A 23,280-nucleotide genomic window follows, 5' to 3' on the forward strand; every position below is an offset into this window, starting at 1 on the left:
GCCGGCGCCCGACTGTTTGCGGGTCAGGCGCGGCTGAACCAGCGATCGCGTTCCGCGTCGGTGACGACGGTGCGGTGGTGGTCGAGCTCGATCTGCGCGAGATGCGCGTAGTGCTCGACGACGTCTATACCGAACGCGGCTTGGGCGACGGGGCTGTGCCGGAAGGCGGAGCGTGCCTGTTCCAGCGTCAGCGGCACCAAGGCCGCCTCCGACGCGTTGTAGGCGTTGGAGGTACAGGCCGGCGGCAAGGCAGGGCTCTTGGCTATCCCATGGGTGATGGCGGCGAGCGCGGCGGCCAGCGCGAGGTAGGGGTTCGCGTCGGCCCCCGGCAGCCGGACCTCCAGGTGCAGGCCGGCGCCGTGGCCGACCACCCGCACCGCACAGGTGCGGTTGTCGTACCCCCACGTCATGCGGGTAGGGGCGAACGAACCGGGGGCGTAACGCTTGTAGGAGTTGGTGTTGGGCGCGTACAGCGGTGCCAGGCCCGGCAGGGCGGACAGCAGGCCGGCGATCGCCTGCTCCCCGGTCTGCGACAGTTCACCGTCTGGGGTGGGGAGCACGGCGTTGCCCTTGTGGGTCAGCGAGATATGCAGGTGCAGGCCGCTGGCGATGCCGGTCTCGGGCGAAGCCATGAATGTCGCAGTCATCCCGGCGCGGCCCGCCAAGGTCCGCGCCGCGTGCTTGAACACGACATGCTGATCGCACGCGGTCAGCGCCCCGCCGTAGGGGAAGGTGATTTCGGCCTGCCCCGGCACCCCCTCTGTCTTGATCGCTTCCACCGGCATCCCGGCCTTCGCCAAGGCACCCTGCAGCCGCCGGAAGTATCGGTCCAACGCCGGGGGGTGATCGAGGGAGTAGTCCAGGTTGTGCTCCGACACCGGCACCAGCCCGCCGGGCCCGATGCGCATGCCGTTCCCGTAAGCGCCTTTGTAGAGCACGAACTCAATCTCCACACCAACCTGAGCGTGCAGGCCGTGCGCGGCGAGTTGAGTGAGCTGGCCTTGGAGGATCTGCCGCGGTGCCACATCGAGAGGCTGCTCGTCCGGGCCGACCGCATCCCCGAGCACCAGCACGGTCCGCGGCATCCATGACGTGATCCGCAACGTTCTGAGGTCGGGGACCACCGCGACGTCCTCGTAGCCGCTGTCCCAGGAGGTGAGGTCGAAGCCGTCGAGCGGGGTCATGTTGATGTCGGTGGCGAGGATGTATTTGCACATGTCCGCGCCGCCCGCAGCAACCCGGTTGAGGAAGTGTCGCGCGCCGTAGCGCTTGCCCTTGAGCTGGCCTTGGAGGTTCGGCAGCGCGAGGCCCACGGTGTCGATCAGCCCGGCGTCCACATGGTCACGCAGGTCGGCCAAGCTGGGCTGGGTGGGCCGGCGCTGCTCCGCTGCGGGGACGGAGGAGGTGCTCAGGCGGGGGAGTCTGCGCAGGGAGGGAGGGGTGGTGGACATCAGATGATTTCCTCCTGGATCTTGGCCATTTCGGCGTTCGCCGCCACGGCCGGCACGTCGTACGAGCGCCCCGCCACTCGCCACCACGCCGCGGCCAGGACGAGAATGACGAGCAACGCGACGGGGGCGTAATTGAAGGTGTCCACCGAGACCCAGCTCTTGCCCGGGGGGCGGGTCTGGGGCAGGCAGAACAGCACGGTCACGAACACCACCCAAACCACAGCCACCGTGCCGATGGGCACGCCCCACCGGCCCAGGTTCCACAGCCCAGGCGTGAACCGGTCCCGATGGCGCAGGCGCAGGTAGATGGGGATCGCATAGGCCGGAGTGATCCCGACCACGTTGATCGCGACGACCGCGCCGTACGCGGTCGGGCTGTAGAGCGAAGGCAGCGCCAGCACGGCGGCCACTGCCACGGACAGCCACACGGCTGCGCGAGGTGTGCCGGTGCGGCCGTCGACGCGGCGCCACAGGTGCGAGCCGGGCAGCGCACCGTCACGGGAGAACGCGAACACCATCCGCGAACAGGCCGCCACCTCGGCGTTCCCGCAGAACAGCTGGGCCACGATGACGACCAGCAACAGGGCCTTCGCCCCGCCCTCGCCGAGAGCGTCAAGGAAGATCTGCGCCGGGGGGACACCGGTGGCGCTGTTCTGCGTGCCGGCGTAGTCCTGGATGGCGAACGTCAGCCCGAGCAGCAGGACGAAACCGGCTGCCCAGGACCAGATGATCGCGCGCATGATGCCGCGCGGCGCTGCCAGCGAGGCGTTGGTGGTCTCCTCCGACAGGTGCGCGGAGGCGTCGTAGCCGCAGAACGTGTACTGGGCGAGCAGCAGCCCGAGCATCACCACGTACCCATGGGAAGACCACCCCGTGTCGTTGACGTACTCGGTGAACACGAAGTGCGCGGACTGGTGGTGGGAGGGCACGATCGTCAGCGCGGCGACGATGACGGCGACGCCGCCCAGGTGCCACCACACGCTGACCGTATTGAGCAGGGACACCAAGCGGACACCGAACAGGTTCAGCAGCGCGTGCAGGAGCAGAATCCCGATGAAGATCAGGATGATTTTCTGCGGGGTAGGGGCGAAGTCGAACTGGAGGTTGAAGAGCGCGCCCGTGAACAGTGCGGCCCCGTAGTCGATGCCGGCGATCGCGCCGAGCAATCCCAGGAGGTTCAGCCAGCCGGTGTACCAGCCCCACCTCTTCCCGCCGAGCCGGTCGGCCATGAAGTACAAGGCCCCCGACGTGGGGTAGGTGCTGGTGACCTCGGCCAGTGCGGCGCCGACGAACAGCACCATGCAGCCGACAGTGATCCAGCCCCACAGCATGACCGACGGGCCGCCGGTCGCCAGGCCGAACCCATACAGCGTCATGCACCCGGACAGCACGCTGATCACAGAGAAGGAGATGGCCGCGTTCCCGAACAGGCTCATCCGGCGCGTCAGCACCGGCTTGTAGCCGAGATCACGCAGCAGGTCGTCGTCGTGCACGTGGACGTCACGTAACGGACGGTTCGCATCGGTCATGAAGCAGTCTCCGAAGACAAGAGGGAAGAGGGCAGGGTCAGACGAGCCGGGGTCGGGGGGCGGGCTGTCGCTCGGTGCGGGAGCGGGCGGGGCTGAGACATTCCGAGCGGGCCCTGACGAACTCGCGCACCCCGAGCTCGGCAACCCGCGGGTCGTCGCTGACATACAGCCAGGGCAGTCGCGTGGCGTAGTCGCCCAGCGCGCGGAAGACCTGGGCGGCGCCGTCGTACTGGTGCGCCGCCCACAAGCCGTGCGCCAGGTAGTTGAGGTCTCCCAGCGAGCCGGCCGTGTCTTCGGACCAGCCCTGGAAAGCCCGGTGGACCTCCCAGATCACCGGCTCCTGAGCCCATTGGGTCCGCAACAACGGGTCAGCCGGACCGGCTTCGCGCCGGCGCCGGTAGATCTCCATCCGCACATACAGCGGCAGGATCCGCAAGGGTGAGCCCTCCGGGGCCCACGAGGCCACCCACTGGGCAAAGACCAAAGCGTCCGCGTGCGAGGTCGCCGCGCACGCGTAGTAGAACGCGAGCATCCGGTGATACGCCTCACGGTTGCCCCAGTCCCGCTCACGGACCCGGTACAGCAACCCCCACGGCCCCGCAGGAAGCATCGGCTCCCACGCCGCACGCCAATGCTCCGCGTACCCCAGCCGCACATCCAGCTGAGCCAGCGCCAACAGGCACACCCACGGCACCGGATCCGCCGGCACGCTCTCGGACGCCAACCGGCAGGCGTGGTACGCCTCGTCGCTCAGAGCCCGTTCCCCGGGGTGCCCGCCTCGATGTGCCTGGAGCGCCCGCTCTACCAGGACCCGGGCCCCCATCACCAGCGCATCCGGGTTCCGGGGCTCTTCGACGAGCCACGCCTGGACGACGTCCGAACGCGCTGCGGCGGTGGCCAGCACCTGTGTCCGCGACGTCCTCAACCCCCAGTCGCCACCGGTACGGGCCAGAAGGTCACGTGTGGCCCACCAGCGGCCTGCCTGAATGTCCTCCAACGCCTGCCGTAGCTCCGTGTCGAAGCCGGCCGGGTGATAGACGGGGGCGAAGCCGCGGAGGTTCTCGTCTCTGCCCCGCATCAGCTTTCGCCGCCAGGGCGCACCGGTCGTAAGCACTGCGCGGCGTGGTGCATCGCGACCGCCGGACGACGCCGCGTCCTGTACACGCTGCAAGGGCGAGCTCGGGAAGCCGAACGGTGCCGAATCGGGTCGTAAGTGAGCATCGAGTGTCCTTGGCAGGGGCGAGGTCGGATGAGCACGGCGGTGGTGTTGGCTTGTCGGCCCACTGCGTTAGAACTTGATCTCGCCGATCAAGTTCGCGGCTTTGGCGGTCGCTTGAGAGATACTCGGGGCCATCGAGGAACTGGCGAGGTAGAAGCCCAGCAGCACGCACACGATGGCGTGGCCGGTTTTAAGGCCACCCTTCCGAACGAGCAGCAGGGTGGTGATGGCCAGCAGGACTACGGCGGAGACGCTAACGGCCACGGTTCACCGCCGACTCAACTGCCGTGCAGTGGAGCTGGCCAATCGGCCATATGTGGCATGTATGAGGTCGGAGGGATAGGGCAAGCATCTGGACTCCCACACCAATCGATGTGCGACGGCACAAGGGACCCCGATGGTCTACAACTACCGTTGCAGAGACGGGAGATACTGCGCGAGTCTGTCCGTGGAACCACTCCTGCGCACATGTCGTCGGTGATATCACTGGAGTGATTTCAGCTCAGTGGGCGCTTGTTGGGCGGTCAGTCGTGGCGGCGAGGGAGGATCGGGTGGCTCAGAGAGCAGAGCGGCAATGCCCGGGCTGCGGCTGTCGTCTGAGCCAGTACAACTCGGGAACCCTGTGCTCGGCTTGCCTTCGCTCACAGAGTCTGGTCCCAGCCGCTCCTTCCGTAACCGAACGCGTGTGGCGGAGCGTCGACGTTCAACAAGCCTTAGCTGCATGGGACTTCAGTAAGGCGACGCGCCTGATCCGCCAGCATGGATCCCTGCGTCAAGACGACATCGCTCAGCTCACGGGGCTCAGCCAAGCGTTCCTCTCCATGCTCGAAGCGGGACGCCGACGCCTCACCAATATCGACAAGATCGCCGAGTTCCTCTCCGGCCTCGGGGTACCTCCCGAGATCTCTCCACTGTCGCTTCCTGTCCAGGCTCAGCCACCTGTGAGCCTGGACACCGGTGAGACGCTCACAGAGGGGCCAGGTCACCTGCTCCTGCCCGGCGGCCGCAATCTCGCTTCCACGATGCTGCCCGTGCTCACCAGACCGGCCGCCTCATTCCGCGGCAACACGCTGTGGCTCACGCCGAACACGGACACCGAGGCATGGAGCCGGATGCCGCTCCGGGCGCTGCTCGCCGCCTCCCTCACCGTCGACGGGACACAACGGCACTTCGTCATGGACGCACGCCACGGCGACCGGCACCAGGTGGGCGGCGTCCTCGCTGTCCCCGGGGCCTACGAGCTCGACGACCTCACCTACGGAATCCTGTGGGCTGTAGCGGGGTTCGATTCCGCCATTCTTGGCGACGACGCGGTCCTCCACGGCCTGCTGGTTCCTCCACCGCAGCCCTCGTTAGCAGACAACGGCACACTGCCCGCCCGAGACAGCCTCGCCGACGGATCGCAGATGCTCGTCGGCTCCCAAATGTGTGCCTCGTTCATCCTCGAACAGCGCGACGCACTGGCCGACGACCCGGTCTTCTGGACCCGCGAACAGCGCGGGGAAGAGGCCGCGACATGGCTGATCTTCCAGCACAAGCACCGCTACCTCCAGGAGATGGCTCCCAGACGGGCCCACAGCGGGGTAGGGCGTGCCTTCTGCGTCCCCCGTTCCGAGGTCACTGCCTCTCCCACGTACGAGCGTGTTCTGCTGTTTCTCGCGCTCGCACTAATGGAGTCGTACGGCGTCACGACCTGGCTCACCGACGAGCCAGACCTCCAGCAGACGGACGGTTTCGTCCTGGTCCCCGGACGCCGTGCCGCCATCGCCACTTGGGTGCGTGCCGAGCCCACGCCCCAAACTGCTCTGGCCGCCGCAGCTCCCATGCTGAGGACGTTCACGGACCTCACCGGGCACGCGCAGGCACACACGATCACCGCAGGATCGACGCCCGGACAACGGCTGGCAGCAACCGCGGACTACCTCGGCCTCGACCGCCCATGGCTGACCCGCCGCTGCCGACAGCTTGCGGCCGAGGGCACCACAGGGCTGGCCAGACCCCGTAGCCGCCACCTCAGCCTTGACGCCCTGGACATCGCCTGCTCCTACGTGGCCGCCGAATTGCAGCCCGAGGCTGGCGGCCATCCCGAGGAGACCCGATAACCTGCACCGAACGATCTCCGTTAAGTGAGATCCACTGAGATGCGAGCGGGCAGGCACAGAAGGGAAGTTGGGGCAATGGCCGGCGCGACAACAACGGTGGCGGTCTACTCACTGGGCGGCACCATCGCCATGACCACCGACCCGACGACCGGAGGTGTCGTACCAGCCCTGTCTGCCCAGGACCTCCTCGCAGCCGTCCCCGGCCTGGACCACCGCGGCATCCATCTGCGTGTTTACGACTTCCGCCGTGTCCCCGGAGCCTCGCTCACCTTCGACGACCTCACCGAGCTCAGCGCGGCAATCGACAAGAATCTCGATGGTGGCGACATTGACGGAGTCGTGATCACGCAGGGCACGGACACCATTGAGGAGACCGCGTTCTTCCTCGACCTTCACCACGGCCGCGACCAGCCGCTCATCGTCACCGGCGCCATGCGCAACCCCACCATGGCCGGACCCGACGGCCCTGCCAACCTGTACGCAGCCATTCTTGCCGCAGCCGAACCCCAGCTACGCGGAGCCGGCGCTCTGGTCCTCCTGAACGACGAGATCCACGCGGCCCGGCACGTCCGCAAGGCGCACAGCACCAGCCCCGCAGCCTTCACCTCACCTGGCACAGGTCCCATCGGCCGTGTCGCCGAAGACCGTGTACGCCTGACAACGTCCCTGCCACGTCGGCACAGTGTGGTGCTGCCGCCGAGCCGTGAAGCGCGCGTGGGCCTGTACACCGTCAGCCTCGGCGACGACGGCACCCTGCTGCGCGCGTGGGACGGTCAGTGCGACGGCCTCGTCGTTGCTGGCTTCGGCGTTGGTCACGTCCCGCAGTCGCTCGTCGAGGCATTGGGTGAGCTCGCCTCGCGTATTCCTGTGGTACTCGCCTCGCGCATCGGCATCGGCCCCGTCCTGACCGGAACGTATAGCTTCCCCGGATCAGAGAAGGACCTTATTGGCCGCGGTCTCATCCCGGCCGATGGCCTCGGCCCGTACCAGGCGAGGCTCCTGCTCCATGCGCTGCTGGCCCAGGACGCCGACTACAGCACGATCACTGATGCCTTCGCGACCTTCGCGGAATGACCCGCCGTTCAACAGCCCTCCTTGAGACTCTAAGGATTCCCGCATGCGCGCCCACGAACTGACCATCGGCCGCACCTTTGGCGTCACCTTCGACCATGGCGAGGACTTCTTCGACACGCTCTCCGTGTTCTGCCGCGAGAACGGGATACGCCAGGGCTACGTTCCCTCGTTCATCGGTGCCTTCGCCGAAGCGGAAATCGTCGGAGCTTGCGAGAAGTTGGAGGACCCGGACGCCCCGGTCTGGGCCAAGACTTACGTCACCAACGTCGAGGCGTTCGGCGCTGGCACCCTCGCCCACGATCCGGAAACCGGCGGCGTCCTCCCGCATATCCACGTTTCCGCCGGGCTCAAGGCACAATCGGCTGACGGCCGCACCAGCCACCTACTGAGCGCCAAGGTCCAGTTCCTCAGCGAGCTCTTCGTGGTCGAGGTCGTCGCGCCGACCATGACCCGGCCGCGCAACCCCGCGCTGTACGACGTGCCCCTCCTCACCTTTGGCGCTGCACAATGAGCTGCTCCCGCCCCACAGTTACTCGACCGGCGCGCTACGCAGCGCCGTCACAGCAGCACGACCTGCCCGCGAAAAGATCAGACCCCACGGCGCGCCCGCCCTGGAGGCGATGCTGCTGACCCGGCAAGCCCGCGGCCACGCGAGCGAGCACCAGGCTGTGCTCGCCGCGCTCGGCCAGGCCGCCGAGCTGTGCGCGCAGAGGCGTTCCGAACGTTCGCCGCATTGGCTGTACTGGATCGCCGAGGAGAGATTCACGGACACGCTGGCAGCTGCTACCTCGATCTGGACGAGCCACAGCGTGCCGTCACCAGCTTCAGGAAGGCGCACGACACGCTGAACCCAGCCGATCATCGAACAAGGGCGTCTTCCTGTCCCGGTCCGCGTCCGCACACCTTCGGCGAGTCGATTCCGAAGCGGGGTGCGACACGGCGCAGGGCACCCGATCTTGCAGAGCAGTTGTAGTCGGCCTGCTTGAACGAGCACGTTGAGACGATGCTCGGCGACCTCCAGGCCGTAGGAGACGCCACGTATGCTCACGACCTAGTGGACCGTGCCGCCGCTGTGACAGGAGCGAGTAATTGAACGTGACCGGCACCGCCCAGCGGACCCTCATCCTGTGGGACATAGACCGCACGCTGCTGTACGTCGGCGACATCGACCGCCAGGTGTACCGGGAGGCGTTCGCTGAAGTGGTAGGCCGCCCTGCCGGGCGACTGCCGGCGCGCGGCACCGGCGTGACCATGCCCGTCGCCATCCGCTCCCTGCTCCTGGACAACGGCGTATCTGAATCGGTGGTCCCAGACCCGCTGCCACGGATGGAGGAGCTGCTGCCCAAGCGGCTCGCAGCTCACACTGAAGATCTCCTTGGCCAAGGTGTCCTCATGTTCGGAGCTGTCGCTGCACTTGAAGCCGTGCAGGGGCATGAGTGGTGGGTGCCGACGGTAGTCACCGGCAACCTCAAATCGAACGCTCTGCTAAAGCTCGCAGCCTTCAATCTAGATGGTTACCTCGACACCGAGATCGGAGGATTCGCTTCCGACGACGACCACCGCCCCGCCCTTGTCGGCATCGCGCAGAAGCGCGCGCAAGCCAAACACGGCACATCCTTCACACGCGCTAACACGGTGATCATCGGGGATTCCGTCGAGGATGTACGCACCGGCCTGGAGGGCGGCGCTTCGGTAATCGGTGTGGACTCGGGCAAGACCTCCGCTCAGGACCTCAAAGAAGCGGGGGCCAATGTTGTTCTCGCGAGCCTCGATGACGTGAAGCACCTCATAGACGCGATCACATCTGTCACGACCTGAACGACTCCCCATCGCCGGCTCGGCCGACGGGGCAGGGTGCCGACAGCAAGCCTTCGGCAGTCTGTGGTCTCCGCCGAGCAGCCCGGCGCATAGCCTCCGGAGTTCTTGTATGGGGCTACGGCGCGCCTGCTTGACCCTGTCACCTGACCGGCCGAGTCCAACGGGCGCACGTCGTGACCACGCGTGATCGTGAGGTATGCGCCCGGGGCACTGGCACCTCACTGAAGATGTCGACGGCTTCCTCGACCGAGCCGGAGACTTTCTGCAGTCACGCCCCGCTCTGCACACCCTCCCGCTGACGGTAACCGCGGCCGTGCGTGATCGTGGGGCGGGTGCGTATGCGGCCGGGGCCCCCATCTTCGGCTGGTTGGAGCGGGGGGGCGAGGTCCGTGCCGCCTTCTTCCGCACTCCACCTCATCGCCTCGTCCTTACCCCCCTCGCCGCAGGGGAGGCGGACGCCCTCGCCGCTCATCTGGCTGGCCTCGGGTACCCCCTCCCCGGAGTCAGTGGAGACCGTGACACCGCCACTGCCTTCGCCAGGGCTTGGCAGCGGCACAGGGGCCCGAGGCCGTTGCTCCACGAGCGACAGCGCCTTTACAGACTTGGTGCGCTCACGTCACCGGAACCGCTCCCGGAAGGCCGGGGGCGCGTAGCGGGAGAGCAGGATCGTGAGCAGCTCATGCGCTGGTATCACGAGTTTGTCGATGCCATTGGCGAAGTCCCTTCCTCGGACGCGAGCTCATGGGCAGACACACGCATCGCCAACGGGCGAATCAGGCTCTGGCAGACTCCGGACGGCGTCCCTGTCTCTATGGCGGGTACGACCGCGATGGTCGCTGGCCAGATCAGAGTGGCCCCCGTCTACACGCCGGCACACCTGCGAGGCCGTGGTTACGCGGCGGCCGCGACGGTCGAAGTAAGCCGGGCCGCGCTGGCTGCGGGCGCCAGGGAGGTTGTGCTGTTCGCGGACCTGGCAAACCGCACTAGCAACGGCCTTTACCAAAGGATCGGGTACCGTCGAGTGACCGACTTCGCGCTGTACGACTTCGCGCGAAGCGAGCCAGAAGCGAGTTGAGAACTCGCGGAGGTCCCACGCCGGACGGCGCAACGGGCAGTTCTGCTATCTGAGGCGCACCACCGACGGCATTACGCGGAACCCTCCTGCTAACTATGTCCGCAGGTGCTACTCAGACTCGCCGCCATGATCTTGAGGCCGTCCGAAGACGACGCCGACACCTGCGAAGTTGACTCTCACCTACGGCTGCGGCTCGCCAAGCAGGTGCCCGTCGCCACGGAGCGACACATCACCTGGGTGATATCACAGCCGCAATGTGCCAACTGCCCGTAGGCCAAGGAGAGTTAGCACAGCACACCGAGCCGTCGCAGTCATGGTGATGCCTGTATCAGCGCCAGCGGGTTCCTTCATGCGTCGAATGCACAGTTGAGGAGTTTCCCATGGATATAGGGTCGGTGGATACTGCGAATCAAGAAGAGGGTACCAACGGGTGGACCCCCGTTCGCGTTGACCGTTCGGGGCGATCTCTGTGGCACGTCGCAGCAACGGGCAGCTCACGGGCGGAAACCTCGAGGTACGTCAAGTCGTACGCCTCTCCGGAGCCGTACGAGCGCGAGTTGCGCGCGTTGCAGCAAATGCCGGACGGCCTTGCTCCGCGTGTCCTTGAGTATCGCCGGAATCCGCCGACGTTGGTCCTGGCAGAGGTTCCTGCAGTGCCGCTCGACGACCCAGCAGCTGGCCATCCCTCCAAGTGGATGCAAGAAGTATTGGAGACGGTGGTCGCCTCCATCGGACTTCCGGGACCGTGGCCCGAGGACCCGCCGACTCGGATAAGCGACCCTCAGGCCGAGTTGGCCGCAACTCTCGCCTCTCTTGCTCCAGCAAGCACCCAAGCAATTCACAGGGCGATACAGGAGCCGTTGCGAGTGCCCTGCCACGGGGACGCTACTCCTCTCAATGTACTCGTCGATCCTGAGCAACCACGAGCGTGGTTGTTGGACTACGAGTTCTACGGTCCCGGAGACCCCCTCCACGACATCGCAGCCCTTTGCTTGACACCGTCCCTTGACCTGCCGGCGCACACGCGGATGGAACTTCTCCGCCAAGGGCGACTAATGGTGGAGGCCAAGACAACATCTTCTCTGGTCGACCGTATGGCTGGAGCTATCGCCATTTGGGCAGTCCAGTGCGCGGCATGGCATCGCAGCCACCGCCTGGGGGCGGGTGGGTTTGAACAAGCCGTACTCAGTAACGCAAGCCTTGCGATCGCAGCCTCTGAAAGGGGACTGATATGACCAAGATGGTGGGGGATCGTTGCCGATTCCGTCCTCCTACGGAGGGTGCCACGGTTGTATGGGAGGTCACCAACTACTGCAATCTGGCGTGCAAGCACTGCCTGTCAGACTCTTCACCGCAGATCTCTCGTTTGAACGATCTCAGCACCACCCGGTTTCTCGACGCCGTGCGAGAAATGGTCTCTTCTGGGGTGACCGAGTTCTACCTGACCGGCGGTGAGCCGTTCGCCCGAGAGGATCTCGTTGAGATCATCGCCGCCATTGATCCGAAGGTAGCCGAGGTGTACGTCAACTCGAATGGCTACTTCATCACGCAGGAAACTGCCCACGCTCTGCGCGGGACTGCCCTGCGTCGAATAACGGTGAGCGTGGACGGGCACAATCGGGAGTCACAGGCACTCGTGCGCAACAAGCCGACATCGTTCGACCGAGCCATAGTTGCGGTTGAACGTCTCCTGGTTGCTGGAGTCCCCGTCCGGGTCTCCCATGTTGTTCACCCCGGGAACGTGGAGCACGTGGCCGCGTTCTGCGCTGAGATGGCACTTCTGGGCGTCGAGGCGCTGGTCATCAACTCCGTGTTCCCCGCGGGGCGGGCTGCCCGTCATGCGGAGCTGGGCCTGTCGCCCGAGCGCAAGCAGCGGCTGTTCGATGAGCTGACCCAGCTCCAGGTGAAGTACAAGCATCTTGGCATGCAGATCGACCACAGCCTCGGGATGCCGCAGCCCAGCGATGTTGAGGGATGCCCAGCCGGACAGTCGGTGTTCTTCGTGGCACCGAACGGGGACCTGGCCACGTGCTCGTGGCTCTACAAGTTGGACCAGGACCGGTTCCGTCTGGGAAACCTGGAAGAAGCGTCCTTCACCGAGTTACGCGCAGGCGTGGAACCGATGATGCGACCGGTCCGAGAACTGGCCACAGCTTGCCCGCTTCCGCTGTTCTCGCTGCCGGTGATCCAGCCGTGACCGCGCAAGCACAGGTGATCCCCAACCAGGTGCAGGTGCCGGACGAACAATGGCGGCGGCGGGCACTTATGACGCTGCTTGGCTGCGATTGGCGCGGTTGCGAGCTGGTTCTGACCCCGATCCGCAGCATCCACACAGCCTTGGCCCGCGGCGGAACGGAATGCAACGGCTGGTGGCGCACTTCCCTGATCGAGGACGCTGCCGTCGTACACGTTCCTCAAGGCACAGCTGCCAAGGACATCGTCCTCGCACTGCCACAACCGACGCGGATCACGTTCGTCGGCCTGGCCGGTGGCCTGCGGAACCAACCGATCGGCACCACTCTGGACCCGGAGTCTGCCTTCATCGCAGAACCCTCTGCGGGAGCGCCCAGCCAGTCGACCTTTCCTGTCGGCCTGTCGTTCTACGCTCGTAGCCATCCGACCAAGTCGCTCCTGCCCGGTGGGGTTGCCGCAACGGTCGGCTGCTTAGCCGACTCCACGCTTCTTCACCAGCGGCTCGCGAGCACAGCTGACTGCGTCGACATGGAGAGCGCCCACCTGTTCTCCGCGGCTGCTCTCGCCGGCCACCAGATGCGGTGCCTGCTCGTCATCTCGGACCACAACCGCGACGGTGATGTGTTCACCAGTACTCCGGAACGGATCGCTGCCGCGGTAGATGACTTATGCCAGTCCATCCAAGAGGACCTGACCGGAGGCCAGTGATGAACCAGACCACCGAGCGTGTCGCGGTTATCACCGGAGGGAGCCTGGGGATCGGCGAGGCAATCAGCACCCAGCTGCTCAACCTCGGCTGGAAGGTCCACATCCTTGCCCGGCGAGCCAGCAGCTACATCCACGCCGATCACGAGGGCTGCCGTACGCACGATGTCGATGTTCGCGACGTCGACGCTGTCAACAGCACTGCCGACGCTGTGGGGAGCTCCTCTGGACGCGTAGATGCCCTGATCCTGTGCGCGGGGGTCGGCTACCCGACGCCACTTCCCTCCGCCAGCCGCGCTCAGTACGACGAACTCTTCGACACCAACGTGGCCGGGGCGATCTTTTCCACCCAGGCGTTCACACCTCTGCTTCGTGACGGCCAGGCGGTGGTCACTTTCGTCTCCTCCATCGCAGGCCGCAGGGGCTTTGCCGACTGGTCCTTGTACTGCGCCTCCAAGCACGCCCTGGAGGGATTCGCCGCGAGCATGCGAGACGAGCTCCGGCCACGCCGCGTCAGAGTGACGAGCGTCCAGCCCGGCTCAGTCGATACGCCTTCGTATGACCATCTGCAGCCCGATGAGAAGAAGGAATTCATGGATCCCGCATCCATCGCTGAGCTGACTGTCGTGGCAATTCAGCTTCCCCCGCAAGCCTGCGTGGAGACGCTTTTCGTCAACAATGCGGTGGGGGACCTGTGAAGCCTCGCGAGATCGTCGGCTTGGACGAGGCTGACCGCATCCACGAGCAGCTTGGCAAAATCGTCGAATTCCACATACCCGATTCGGTGGTGGCATTCACCAGCGGAAGCCTTCCCTTCGGCGCCGCCGTCCGCGGGGACAGCGACATCGACGTCAACGTCATTCTCCCCGCTGGCACGAAGCCTGACGACGTGCTCTTTCACCGCCTGAGCGGCTTCATCGACGACTACCGCAACCTGCATGACCGGCATGGGATGCGTCTCGACCATCGCTACCCCGGCGAATACTTCACGATCGACCAGGCAGACGACGCCGCAGCAGGCCGAGGGATCCCCGTGATCAACGGCAAACCTGTGCTGCCCCTGGAGGTGGGTGACTCCTACTGGAACAGCAGCGAGGACACTTGGTACCTGGCCTGGATGGGCGCATTGGCCTTCAGCCGATACATAGCCGGCCGCCGAGACATCCTCGCGGGACTGCGTAGGCAAGCATGGGCCACCATCGTGACCCTATGCCTGCCGGACCTTGGACGCAGGGACTTCGATGCCGAAGACGTCATGGGTCGCATCCTCGACAAGGACCACCCCAATGGCGGCTTCGGCGTCGACCCCGGCTACCGCAGGTTCGCAGAACTGGAAGCCTCTCATTGCCGACAGGCGCTAGAAGACCTATCCACTCGCGGAGTCCTGGTACGCCAAGGGGAGGACAACTTCTTTGCCGAGGACAACGAGCTCCTTCGCTGGGCCACTGAACTTGCGGCCCGCCATCAAGACGGTTTCCCCGCCGCGTCTCTGCTCACCGTGACCTCCAGCCTGAGGCTCGCCATATGAACACAGCAACGCTGTTCTCCGACCTTCACGCCGCCCACGACTGGCTGGCCGACCGCGGACTTCTCCCGCCGGAGCGCCGGAGCGAGACTCTGCCCACACCGCTCGTCCGCCTCCACGATGGCAGCACGGTGGTCTCCTTCTGCTCGAACAACTATCTCGGCCTCAACCACCGGCCTGAAGTGAAGGCTGCAGCCATCCAAGCACTGCGCGAGCACACCCACGCCACCAGCGAATCCCGCCGACTCGGCGGCAACCTCGGGCTGCTCGAACAACTCGAATATGAGCTTGCCGAGTTCAAGAAGCAGCCATCAGCTCTCATCACCGCAACCGGACTGCTGGCCAACATTGCAGCTGTCCACGGCATCCTCGATGCCGGTGAACTGGCGCGCCGTTGGTACGGATCCCCCTCGCCCAGCAGTCGACCAGTGGTCGTTTACGACGAGCTGTGTCACCGCAGCATCCAGATGGGCGCACGAGAATCCTCAGCCGAACGGGTCCGCTTCCGACACAACGATGGCGAACACCTCGCCGACCTCCTCACCGCGTACAGAAGCCACGCCACCCTCGTCGTCACGGAGGGGGTGTTCAGCATGGACGGCGACCTAGCGGATCTCCCCCGCCTCGTGGAAATTTGCGATGCGCACGGAGCAGTCCTCTTGGTGGACGACGCTCACGGCACGGGTGTGTACGGCGCCGACGGATCCGGCACCGCCAACCACTTCGGACTCACTGGCCGAATCCCCCTCCAAGTTGCCACCCTCAGCAAAGCCTTCGGGGGCATGGGAGGAGCCGTTCTGGGTGATGAACGGACGATCGCAATGCTCCGCACCTTCAGCTCGGGCTACCGCTTCACCTCGAGTCTGCCGGCGGAACAGGCGGCAGCGACCACTGCGGCCCTGCGGATCCTCCGAAGCGAGCCGGGAGTGCGCGAATCCCTCTGGACCAACGTACGTCGGCTCCGAACTGGCTTGGCCCGCATGGGCATCCATCCGCCTGGCGACGGCCCCATCGTCCCCCTCCACATGGGGACACCACATGCAGCAGCAAAGTTCGAGGAGCTGATACTCGACAAAGGGTACTGGTGCGTCGCCGTCACCCCGCCAGCCGTCTCTCCGGAGGCATGCCGTATCCGTCTCACCGTGTCAGCCATGCACAACAGCGAGCAGATTGATGGCCTTCTCGAACGAATCAACGACGTCTCGGCGCAGGCCCCTGCGCTCATGGGATTGGCGACTAGTGGCACCGGAAGTGCCACTTGACCTGCCCAGATCCCGCCTTGATCTTTCGTGGCAGCTTGCTCCACGCGCGGGTGAGCCGTTTCGGCATGCCAGACGGCACCACGGTGTTGACGGTGACCAACCGAGCGGAGGTGCCGAGCAGCTCAAGAGGTGGTCAACACGCCCTCAGTAAGCCGATCTTGGCGGATCAGGAGACTCTTAACCAAGGCGAAGACGCAGGGAGTTTCCGCCTATCCTTGTGCCATGAGTGACGAGATCTACGAGGATGCTCCGGAGCAGATGCGCGTCCGTCTGGAGAAGGTGGCACGTCTCCGTGAGAACGGCGTCGAGCCGTACCCGGTGACCTACCCGCGCACACGTACCATCGGCGAAATCCGGGAAAAATACCCCGAGCTGGAAGCCGACACCGTGACCGGGGAGAAGGTCGGGATCACGGGACGGGTCATGCTGTCACGGATCGGCGGCAAACTCTGTTTCGCCACTCTTAGGGACGGAACCGCCGACATCCAGGTGATGATCTCCCTCGCGGGTGTCGGCGAAGACGCGCTCAAGGCATGGAAGCGCGACGTAGACCTCGGCGACCACGTCGGCGTGACCGGCGAGGTCATCTCGTCCAAGCGCGGCGAGCTGTCGATCATGGCGGAGAGCTGGGCGATCACGTCGAAGTGCCTGCGGCCGCTGCCAGAGAAGCACGCCGGCCTCACCGACCCCGAAGCCCGTGTCCGGTACCGGTATCTCGACCTCATCGTCAACGACGAGTCCCGCAAGATGGCCCACCTGCGCAGTGACACCGTGCGGGCGATCCGGGACTTCTGGCACTCTGAGGGCTACCTTGAGGTCGAGACGCCCATGCTTCAGAGGATCCACGGCGGCGCGGCGGCCCGGCCGTTCAAGACCCACATCAACGCCTACAACATGGAGATGTACCTCCGCATCGCGATCGAGCTGTACCTGAAGCGACTCGTCGTCGGCGGCATCGAGAAGGTTTTCGAGATCAACCGGAACTTCCGGAACGAGGGAGCGGACTCCACGCACAACCCCGAGTTCACGATGCTCGAGACCTACGGCACCTACCTCGACTACAACGACATGGCCGACCTCACCCAGCGGTCGATCCAGCAGGCCGTCGTGGCTGCGCTGGGCTCGACCGTGGTCGTTCACGACAACGTCGAGTACGACCTCGGCATCACCGAGTGGCCGCGCAAGACCGTCTACGGCCTGGTCTCGGACGCCCTCGGCGAGGAGGTCACACCACACACCTCAATCGCAGACGTCCGGAAATTCGCTGACGCCCGTGAGGTCACCTGGGACGCCAAGTGGGGGCAGGGCAAGCTGGTCCAGGAGGTCTTCGAGGAGCTTGTCGAGCATACGATCATGCAGCCCACGTTTGTCATGGACTACCCGGTCGAGACCTCGCCGCTGACCCGCCAGCACCGCTTCGAGCCGCTCCTTGCCGAGAAGTGGGATCTGATTGGGTTCGGCGCCGAACTGGGCACCGCCTACTCGGAGCTGGTCGACCCAATCGAGCAGCGCCAGCGGCTCACGGAACAGTCGTTGCTAGCCGCGGGCGGTGACCCGGAAGCCATGCAACTCGATGAGGACTTCCTCCGCGCTCTCGAGTACGGGATGCCCCCAACGGGCGGCATGGGCATGGGCATCGACCGCCTGATCATGGCCTTCACCGGGAAGAACATCCGCGAGACCATCTTGTTCCCCTTGGTGAAGCCCAGCTGACATGCCCCTGGCGCTCAATCAGTGTGGCCTCTGCGTGAAGTCAACGCAGAGGCCACACTGAAGCACCCGCCGGAAAGATCTGGCAGCCCCTCGACGAGTACTTCTGTCTCGTAGGCGCCATCCTTGGAGCCGCGGGTAGCGCTATCTTGCTATCTCCAACAAGACCGACTTGTACAGGTTCTCAACGAGGGTTGCCTGACTGGTCCCGAGCGAGGCAAAGCCATCCAGTTCAGGAGCGCTGTTGATCTCCAAGACGACGGACTGTTCGTCGTTACGGCCATCGCACGGCACATCGCGCTGAGACTGCGAGAGAACGAAGTCAGGACGCTCCGACCCGAGGTCGACCAGGAGGTCTACCCCGGCCAAACGCAGTCCCGCAGCGCGGACCGCGCTGACCGCCAAGGCCAGAACTTCGGCTGGGAGCCTGCGAGACAGGTCGACCACGTCTGCCCCTGTCGCCACATTGGCAGCGTCCGTTAGAGGAACGTGCTCGCCGCTGCTTGGAACACGATGCAGCCCGCCTTCTCGCCTCGCTAGTCGAGCTGCTGCTTCACCATGGTTCGGAAGCCGCCTCTCCGGCCCAGCAGGCTCGCCATAAATTTCTTCGAGTAGCACCTGTATTGAACGCCTACCATCACCAATGAGTATCGGAGGAATACGGCTGTACGCTGCGATCGGTGAACCGTCGAACACCACGACTCTGACGTCTTGGCCCCGGAGGAAGGGTTGAATCAGGGCGATCTTGTCCATGCTCAACGCCTGTTTCACGGCATAACGCAAAGCGGGCATGTTGTCTACTCTCTCGACGCCCTGACCGCCGTAACGACTATTGGGCTTCACGACAAGGGGCCAAGAGTGCCGCGCGACGAAGGCGTCAAGCTCCTCGTACATTTCCTCGTCAATTGCGCGGATCGGCAAGCTCGACGGAACCGGGATACCGGCACGTGCAAGGAAATGCGCGCAGGCGTACTTGTCTCGTGCAAGATCTGCACTACCGGAGCGATTGACGTCAAGGTTGCCATGGCGGAAGTAGGCGATCTGTCCGTTGGGGAATTCAAGGCGGGCCGCCTCGCACCCCCACGGTTCGAGCTCCAGAGTAATGCCTAGCTTGGGTGCCACCCGAGTGATCATTTGGTATGCGAATGGAATGCCGGGGCTCGAATGCTGGGATGTTCCCGTCGTCTCATGGCTGCTAGCCACGATCCCGCACCTCCCTGAGGGACGCAGTCATGGACTTGCAGCGCTGAACGCCGAGGCGCGCGCTCCATTTCGCTGCAAGCCGGTGGGTTGCCTCGATTGCCTTCCGCATGAGCCCATCCTTGTGACGACGAAGGAACACTTCTGCGGTGTTGTCGATCAGATGTCAAGCGTGACTGATGGGGGTGAATCGAGCACATCACCGCTGTGATACGTCCAAGCCGTGCTCTTGGCGTAAGCGCAGGGCTGAGCGGGGCTCTTATACGTCCTCACTTGTCACGGCAGCCCGTTCGTCGCGTAGGGTCTAACCATGCAGCGCTTGGTGATCTTCGACCTCGACAACACGCTCGTTGATCGCCAAGGTCCCTTGGCAGACTGGGTTTCAGCGTTCTCCACGCGCCATGCCCTGGACGACAGGGACCGCCCGGATCTGCTTCAGCTCGTGCGGGAGCGCGCCTGCCCAGCGACGTTCGAGACGATCCGTGCACGGTACGGTCTCGCCCCTTTGAGCGCGACACTGTGGCATGACTACGTGGCCCACATGGCGCGCTCGGTCACCTGCCCGGCCGCCGTGCTCGAACGACTGTCCATGCTCCGGCGTGCCAGTTGGAAGACCGTCATTGCTACGAACGGTGGCGAAGAGATCCAGACGGCGAAAGCGACAGGAGCAGGCATCGCCGATCATATCGATGCTGTGTGCACCTCCGAGGCTGCCGGCGGACGGAAGCCAGAAGTGGCGATCTTCGAGAAGGCGGCCGCGGCCTGCGGAGCTGACCTTGCTGACGGAGGCTGGATGGTGGGCGACGGGGTGGACACCGACATCCGCGGCGGCAGCGCGGCTGGCCTTCGCACCATCTGGATCAGCGGCGGCAGGCCATGGCCCGGTGGTGACGTAGCGCCGGACCGCATCGCCACTGACGTACGGCAGGCGATCGATCTGCTGCTCGCAGACGGGAGCTGAGGGGACGTCGTGGCGCGCTCTGAAGTAGTTACGGTTGGGCTGCTGCACCCGGGCAGCATGGGCGCCGCCTTCGGTGCCCAGCTACGTAGACGGAACGTGCGGGTGCTGTGGTGCACGGACGGGCGCAGCAACCGATCCCGCGCTCGGGCGGAGGACGCCGGCCTCGAAGGCGTCGACGACCTTGGTCAACTGGTCGCGAAGGCCCAGGTGTTGCTGTCTCTATGCCCACCTGCTGCCGCGGTGGACGTCGCGCACCAGGTGGCTGTCTGCGGTTTCGACGGCCGGTTGTTCATCGAGGCGAACGCCATCACGCCGCACCGTGTCCGGGAAGTCGCAGAACTTCTTCCTGGAGTCGCCGTCATCGACGGCGCAGTAGTCGGCTCCCCGCCGACGGGAGGCAAGCAGCCCATGCTGTACCTGTCTGGGAGTCCAGACGGCTGTTCCCAGGCCGCGGCTCTGTTCGTGGGAAGTGATGTGAAGACCCATGTACTGGATGCCAGGGTAGGCACGGCTTCCGCGCTGAAGCTGTCGTACTCGAGCTATCAGAAGGCGTCCCGCGTCCTGGCGGCGCTCGCCTACGGCCTTGCCGAGGCCAATGGCGTCGCCGACGAGTTGGTCAAGATCGCAGGGAAGCGGGGTGGCAGCTACCTGACCGAGACCAACTACATCCCCAAGACGGCGTCCCGCGCTTGGCGCTGGGGCCCTGAGCTAGACGATGCAGCAGACCTGCTGAGGGAAGCCAGCCTACCAGACGACCTGATGGAAGCGGCAAGCCGAGTTCTCCACCGGTGGTCAGACGCCCGAGACAGCGAACTCACAATTACTGAGGCGCTCTCGCTTCTGCACGCTGACCAGGGTCTTGTGAGGTACGACGAACCGTAGGCGCCTGCTGCTCCTGTGATCAGCCGCTGCGGCGAATCAGGAGGTCAATCTCCTGCGCTGCCTCGGCCGGGGAAACGGCGTCGGTGTCGAGCCGCAGATCCCACGAGAACTCGGAGCTGGCGTCGATGTCCTTGGCAGTAGCGTCCCAGGCGGCCAGACGGGCCGCTGTATCGCTGTCACCGCGCCCCTTGGAGCGGATCGCGGTGCTCTCCCGGGAACACCACAGCAGCACGCTGGTCCACGAGGCAGGGAACCCCTTTGTCACCGCCTCAAGTCCCGCGACCTGCCCCAGGTGCACGATGGGGACACGTTCGTCCTGCATGGCCTTGACGAGGCCCGGACGATCTACGAGGTAGATGTTGCCGTACCTGTCATTGCGGTAGATGACGTCTCCGCCGGCCTCAAGTTCGGCGAGCTGGTCGGCGGATCCCATCCGGTAGCCGCGAGTGCGGCCGCTGCCGATCTTCAGGCGGGTGAACGTTCCGTAGCGCGGGCTGAGGTCGCATAGTGCGGTGGTGATGGTGTCCTTCCCGGAGGCGGGTGGACCGTACAGCAGGATGCCCCGCTTCATGCGAACACCGTCCCGAAGATCTGCCGAACCTGATCAGCGAGGGATATTGCCGCGCCGAGACGGTTGTCGACCACCAAGTGTGGGACAGCTGGCCTAAGTTCAGGATCAAGGCTCGCGATGTACTCGTCCCAGTTCTGCAACTTCCAGCTGTCGCGCGCTGCTGAACGGAAGCTGATGTACTCGTGCATGGTCTCCAGGTCGCACTGGATCCAGATGACCGCCACGGTCACGCCCCGCGCCTCACACCGGTTGATCAGCCGACGCATCCACCGCTCATCGCTCACCTCTGCGACGAACGGTGCGGTGAGCACCGTGCTGATCGAACAGTCGACGTTGGCGTAGGCGGTCTCCAGCAGGCACTGATACTCCAGGGGCCGTACCTTCTCGCGATACACCGAGGAGTGGCGGTCGTTTGGGTCGCTGCCCATCTCGACCAGCAGACGCTCAACGAGCGGCCGGGTGATGGGGTCTTTGTCGAGGACGGGCCACCCGGTGAGCCGTGAAATGAACCGCGAGAATTCCGACTTCCCGCTGCCCGCGTATCCACCAACTATCAACAGTGTGGGCCGATTCGGGTCGCCGCCAGTGTGACGGCGCTTCCAGGCATCAATGATCCGCTGCCGTACTTCCTGACCGTTGCTGCTGGCATCGTCGCCTGGTGCGATCTGCAGTACTGCGCGCTCGACGGCCAGGACATGGTCGCCGAGCGGCTCGGCCTCGGTGGGTGTGAGCTTGAGCTGTGTCTGCTCCCCCGGAAGTGCCTTCCGGAACCCCAGCTCGGGTTCGGTCGCCCGGTAGAGAAGGCAGTAGGCCCGGCGGTAGTGGGGGCCGGGGTAGACCTCGCCCTGCTCGTGCTGCCAGAGGGTCTGGAAGTTTGCTGCTGGCACGGTGATTCCGGCAGCGCGCGCCACTTCACGCAGCCGCTCGCCAGCGCCCTCAAGCGTCAGGCCGTGCGCCTCGCGCATGCCACGAAGTTGGTCCGGACGCCACCCCGCGCGGCTCTTTCCCACGACTCCTACCGCCTGCCCAGTGCTCATCATGATCGGGACCCTAAGTCTGCCCCGCATGACCTCGTGTGTAAGCGGATGTTGAAAAGTCACGTTGCCCGATGATGAGCGACTTCGCCAAGCACCAGTGATACTCCGCATCGCCGAAGACCGGTGTGATGGGGCCCACTCCGGCAGCGCGCCTGCCGGACCGGGCTGACCATCTGGTGAAGGAGACGATCAGGGTGTCGGGGCTGCGAACCACCGAGGGAGCTTCAACTCCGATGGGCACTCGGCGGTGCAACACCTGCCAATGCCGCTTGAGCCGGTACAACAGCGACCACATCTGTTCCGGTTGCGCTCGCGTCGGGGCGTCAGAGCAACTCGCGGGTCCTACCGTGCCACCCCATGTTTGGGCCCGCCAAGACGTACGAGTCGCGCTGCTCGACAGGGACTTCGGCAGGCTGTGCCTGCTGGTACGTGAGTACGGCTGTCTCCGTCAGGAAGACGTGGCCTACCTGACGGATCTGAGTCAGCCGTTCCTGTCGATGCTGGAGTCCGGACAGCGGCGCCTCACCAATATCGACCGGATCATCCTGCTTTTGAACGGGCTGAACGCCCCCATCGACGTCACGGGGCCGATGCTGCGTCCTACTCCGGTCGGTCCTGGTCTGCCTCTCTGCGCGGCTTCGTGACCTCGGATCGGAAGTCGCGTATGCCAGAGTCTCTGGTCAACTGCTCTCGCCCAGGGCTGCTAGGTGATCAGCGAAGCCGTCCGTGCGGCTTCTCTTAATGTTCCGGCTCTGGGCTCGGTTCGGGGACTTCCCCCGTGCTGCGCCGGCCCGCAAGTAGTTCCCAGGCATCGGCCGTTGCCGTGATCGCGGACAGGTACAACGCTGGCGTCTCGTGGGCTCGTGGATGTAGCCGGACAAAGTGTCCGGCCCGTTCTGAGCCCAAGGGCGGATGTTGAGCACGGCACAGCAGCCCGAATCGCTCTCCGATCTCGCGGCTTGCTTG

23 protein-coding genes are annotated in these 23,280 nt (G+C 65.1%); 16 read left to right on the plus strand and 7 right to left on the minus strand.

Going from position 1 to position 23,280, the window contains the following annotated elements; translation table 11 throughout:
* Positions 1 to 23 precede the first annotated feature (23 nt).
* From AB0G17_RS06910 to AB0G17_RS06925, 4 genes are all read right to left on the minus strand, one after another.
* Positions 24 to 1,358 (minus strand): glutamine synthetase family protein, encoded by a 1,335-nt coding sequence (locus tag AB0G17_RS06910; protein WP_361376681.1) that lies wholly within the window; start codon positions 1,356 to 1,358, stop codon positions 24 to 26.
* Between the two features lie 92 nt (positions 1,359 to 1,450).
* Complete coding sequence (locus AB0G17_RS06915) at positions 1,451 to 2,980, minus strand: amino acid permease (protein ID WP_361376684.1); 1,530 nt, start codon at positions 2,978 to 2,980, stop codon at positions 1,451 to 1,453.
* Positions 2,981 to 3,017: 37 nt separating this feature from the next.
* Positions 3,018 to 3,884 carry a hypothetical protein gene (locus tag AB0G17_RS06920; protein ID WP_361376688.1) on the minus strand — a complete coding sequence of 289 codons (867 nt, stop codon included), beginning with the start codon at positions 3,882 to 3,884 and terminating at the stop codon, positions 3,018 to 3,020.
* 384 nt (positions 3,885 to 4,268) lie between these two features.
* Positions 4,269 to 4,463 (minus strand): hypothetical protein, encoded by a 195-nt coding sequence (locus AB0G17_RS06925; protein ID WP_361376691.1) that lies wholly within the window; start codon positions 4,461 to 4,463, stop codon positions 4,269 to 4,271.
* 419 nt (positions 4,464 to 4,882) lie between these two features.
* On the opposite strand from AB0G17_RS06925, the gene AB0G17_RS06930 reads away from it, so the two are divergent.
* The 13 genes from AB0G17_RS06930 (at position 4,883) to lysX (ending at position 17,666) form a co-directional block, all read left to right on the plus strand.
* The gene (locus AB0G17_RS06930) at positions 4,883 to 6,301 is read left to right on the plus strand and encodes a helix-turn-helix transcriptional regulator (RefSeq protein ID WP_361376694.1); all 1,419 of its coding nucleotides are present in this window, start codon (positions 4,883 to 4,885) and stop codon (positions 6,299 to 6,301) included.
* Positions 6,302 to 6,376: 75 nt separating this feature from the next.
* Positions 6,377 to 7,375 (plus strand): asparaginase, encoded by a 999-nt coding sequence (locus AB0G17_RS06935; RefSeq protein WP_361376697.1) that lies wholly within the window; start codon positions 6,377 to 6,379, stop codon positions 7,373 to 7,375.
* A 43-nt stretch (positions 7,376 to 7,418) separates the two neighbouring features.
* Positions 7,419 to 7,886 (plus strand): PPC domain-containing DNA-binding protein, encoded by a 468-nt coding sequence (locus AB0G17_RS06940; protein WP_361376700.1) that lies wholly within the window; start codon positions 7,419 to 7,421, stop codon positions 7,884 to 7,886.
* Positions 7,887 to 7,995: 109 nt separating this feature from the next.
* Positions 7,996 to 8,223, plus strand: a complete 228-nt coding sequence (locus AB0G17_RS06945) for a hypothetical protein (protein ID WP_361376703.1) — start codon at positions 7,996 to 7,998, stop codon at positions 8,221 to 8,223.
* Between the two features lie 247 nt (positions 8,224 to 8,470).
* Positions 8,471 to 9,193 carry an HAD hydrolase-like protein gene (locus AB0G17_RS06950; RefSeq protein ID WP_361377181.1) on the plus strand — a complete coding sequence of 241 codons (723 nt, stop codon included), beginning with the start codon at positions 8,471 to 8,473 and terminating at the stop codon, positions 9,191 to 9,193.
* Between the two features lie 196 nt (positions 9,194 to 9,389).
* Positions 9,390 to 10,268, plus strand: a complete 879-nt coding sequence (locus AB0G17_RS06955; protein ID WP_361376706.1) for a GNAT family N-acetyltransferase — start codon at positions 9,390 to 9,392, stop codon at positions 10,266 to 10,268.
* A gap of 575 nt (positions 10,269 to 10,843) precedes the next feature.
* Positions 10,844 to 11,503, plus strand: coding sequence for a phosphotransferase (locus AB0G17_RS06960; RefSeq protein ID WP_361377184.1), 660 nt, complete (start codon positions 10,844 to 10,846; stop codon positions 11,501 to 11,503).
* Positions 11,500 to 12,465: a radical SAM/SPASM domain-containing protein gene (locus tag AB0G17_RS06965; protein ID WP_361376709.1), complete on the plus strand. Its 966-nt coding sequence runs from the start codon at positions 11,500 to 11,502 to the stop codon at positions 12,463 to 12,465. Before AB0G17_RS06960 ends, AB0G17_RS06965 begins: the two co-directional genes overlap by 4 nt.
* A complete protein-coding gene (locus tag AB0G17_RS06970) occupies positions 12,462 to 13,169 on the plus strand; it encodes a hypothetical protein (RefSeq protein ID WP_361376712.1) in 708 nt (235 codons plus the stop codon). Before AB0G17_RS06965 ends, AB0G17_RS06970 begins: the two co-directional genes overlap by 4 nt.
* On the plus strand, positions 13,169 to 13,864 hold the full coding sequence (locus AB0G17_RS06975; RefSeq protein WP_361376715.1) for an SDR family oxidoreductase: 696 nt from the start codon (positions 13,169 to 13,171) through the stop codon (positions 13,862 to 13,864). The genes AB0G17_RS06970 and AB0G17_RS06975 overlap by 1 nt, the downstream gene beginning before the upstream one ends.
* The gene (locus tag AB0G17_RS06980) at positions 13,861 to 14,694 is read left to right on the plus strand and encodes a hypothetical protein (RefSeq protein WP_361376718.1); all 834 of its coding nucleotides are present in this window, start codon (positions 13,861 to 13,863) and stop codon (positions 14,692 to 14,694) included. The genes AB0G17_RS06975 and AB0G17_RS06980 overlap by 4 nt, the downstream gene beginning before the upstream one ends.
* Positions 14,691 to 15,953 (plus strand): pyridoxal phosphate-dependent aminotransferase family protein, encoded by a 1,263-nt coding sequence (locus tag AB0G17_RS06985; protein WP_361376721.1) that lies wholly within the window; start codon positions 14,691 to 14,693, stop codon positions 15,951 to 15,953. Before AB0G17_RS06980 ends, AB0G17_RS06985 begins: the two co-directional genes overlap by 4 nt.
* A 129-nt stretch (positions 15,954 to 16,082) precedes the next feature.
* Entirely contained in the window at positions 16,083 to 17,666 is a 1,584-nt protein-coding gene (lysX, locus tag AB0G17_RS06990; RefSeq protein ID WP_361376724.1) for a bifunctional lysylphosphatidylglycerol synthetase/lysine--tRNA ligase LysX, read from the plus strand.
* Between the two features lie 141 nt (positions 17,667 to 17,807).
* Here lysX and AB0G17_RS06995 read toward each other — a convergent pair whose 3' ends face one another.
* Entirely contained in the window at positions 17,808 to 18,785 is a 978-nt protein-coding gene (locus AB0G17_RS06995; protein ID WP_361376727.1) for an ATP-grasp domain-containing protein, read from the minus strand.
* Positions 18,786 to 19,173: 388 nt separating this feature from the next.
* Between AB0G17_RS06995 and AB0G17_RS07000 the strand changes: the two genes are divergently transcribed.
* Positions 19,174 to 19,824 carry an HAD family hydrolase gene (locus tag AB0G17_RS07000; RefSeq protein ID WP_361376730.1) on the plus strand — a complete coding sequence of 217 codons (651 nt, stop codon included), beginning with the start codon at positions 19,174 to 19,176 and terminating at the stop codon, positions 19,822 to 19,824.
* A 9-nt stretch (positions 19,825 to 19,833) separates the two neighbouring features.
* Entirely contained in the window at positions 19,834 to 20,706 is an 873-nt protein-coding gene (locus tag AB0G17_RS07005; RefSeq protein WP_361376733.1) for a DUF1932 domain-containing protein, read from the plus strand.
* A gap of 19 nt (positions 20,707 to 20,725) precedes the next feature.
* Here AB0G17_RS07005 and AB0G17_RS07010 read toward each other — a convergent pair whose 3' ends face one another.
* Together AB0G17_RS07010 and AB0G17_RS07015 are read right to left on the minus strand one after the other, a co-directional pair.
* Positions 20,726 to 21,277: a guanylate kinase gene (locus AB0G17_RS07010; protein WP_361376736.1), complete on the minus strand. Its 552-nt coding sequence runs from the start codon at positions 21,275 to 21,277 to the stop codon at positions 20,726 to 20,728.
* Positions 21,274 to 22,317, minus strand: coding sequence for an AAA family ATPase (locus AB0G17_RS07015; RefSeq protein WP_361376739.1), 1,044 nt, complete (start codon positions 22,315 to 22,317; stop codon positions 21,274 to 21,276). Before AB0G17_RS07015 ends, AB0G17_RS07010 begins: the two co-directional genes overlap by 4 nt.
* 455 nt (positions 22,318 to 22,772) lie before the next feature.
* Here AB0G17_RS07015 and AB0G17_RS07020 point away from each other — a divergent pair, with 455 nt between their 5' ends.
* Positions 22,773 to 22,958, plus strand: coding sequence for a helix-turn-helix transcriptional regulator (locus AB0G17_RS07020; RefSeq protein WP_361376742.1), 186 nt, complete (start codon positions 22,773 to 22,775; stop codon positions 22,956 to 22,958).
* Positions 22,959 to 23,280 lie beyond the last annotated feature (322 nt).

This window comes from Streptomyces sp. NPDC023838 (genome assembly GCF_040639555.1).
GTDB lineage: Bacteria > Actinomycetota > Actinomycetes > Streptomycetales > Streptomycetaceae > Streptomyces.

Bases quoted from the DNA above. Each gene is read 5' to 3' on its own strand.
- AB0G17_RS06915 (WP_361376684.1), bottom strand. From the start codon at position 2,980: ATGACCGATGCGAACCGTCCGTTACGTGACGTCCACGTGCACGACGAC.
- AB0G17_RS06935 (WP_361376697.1), top strand. From the start codon at position 6,377: ATGGCCGGCGCGACAACAACGGTGGCGGTCTACTCACTGGGCGGCACC.
- AB0G17_RS06940 (WP_361376700.1), top strand. From the start codon at position 7,419: ATGCGCGCCCACGAACTGACCATCGGCCGCACCTTTGGCGTCACCTTC.
- AB0G17_RS06945 (WP_361376703.1), top strand. From the start codon at position 7,996: ATGCTGCTGACCCGGCAAGCCCGCGGCCACGCGAGCGAGCACCAGGCT.
- AB0G17_RS06955 (WP_361376706.1), top strand. From the start codon at position 9,390: ATGCGCCCGGGGCACTGGCACCTCACTGAAGATGTCGACGGCTTCCTC.
- AB0G17_RS06960 (WP_361377184.1), top strand. From the start codon at position 10,844: ATGCCGGACGGCCTTGCTCCGCGTGTCCTTGAGTATCGCCGGAATCCG.
- AB0G17_RS06965 (WP_361376709.1), top strand. From the start codon at position 11,500: ATGACCAAGATGGTGGGGGATCGTTGCCGATTCCGTCCTCCTACGGAG.
- AB0G17_RS06975 (WP_361376715.1), top strand. From the start codon at position 13,169: ATGAACCAGACCACCGAGCGTGTCGCGGTTATCACCGGAGGGAGCCTG.
- AB0G17_RS06985 (WP_361376721.1), top strand. From the start codon at position 14,691: ATGAACACAGCAACGCTGTTCTCCGACCTTCACGCCGCCCACGACTGG.
- AB0G17_RS07000 (WP_361376730.1), top strand. From the start codon at position 19,174: ATGCAGCGCTTGGTGATCTTCGACCTCGACAACACGCTCGTTGATCGC.
- AB0G17_RS07010 (WP_361376736.1), bottom strand. From the start codon at position 21,277: ATGAAGCGGGGCATCCTGCTGTACGGTCCACCCGCCTCCGGGAAGGAC.
- AB0G17_RS07015 (WP_361376739.1), bottom strand. From the start codon at position 22,317: ATGATGAGCACTGGGCAGGCGGTAGGAGTCGTGGGAAAGAGCCGCGCG.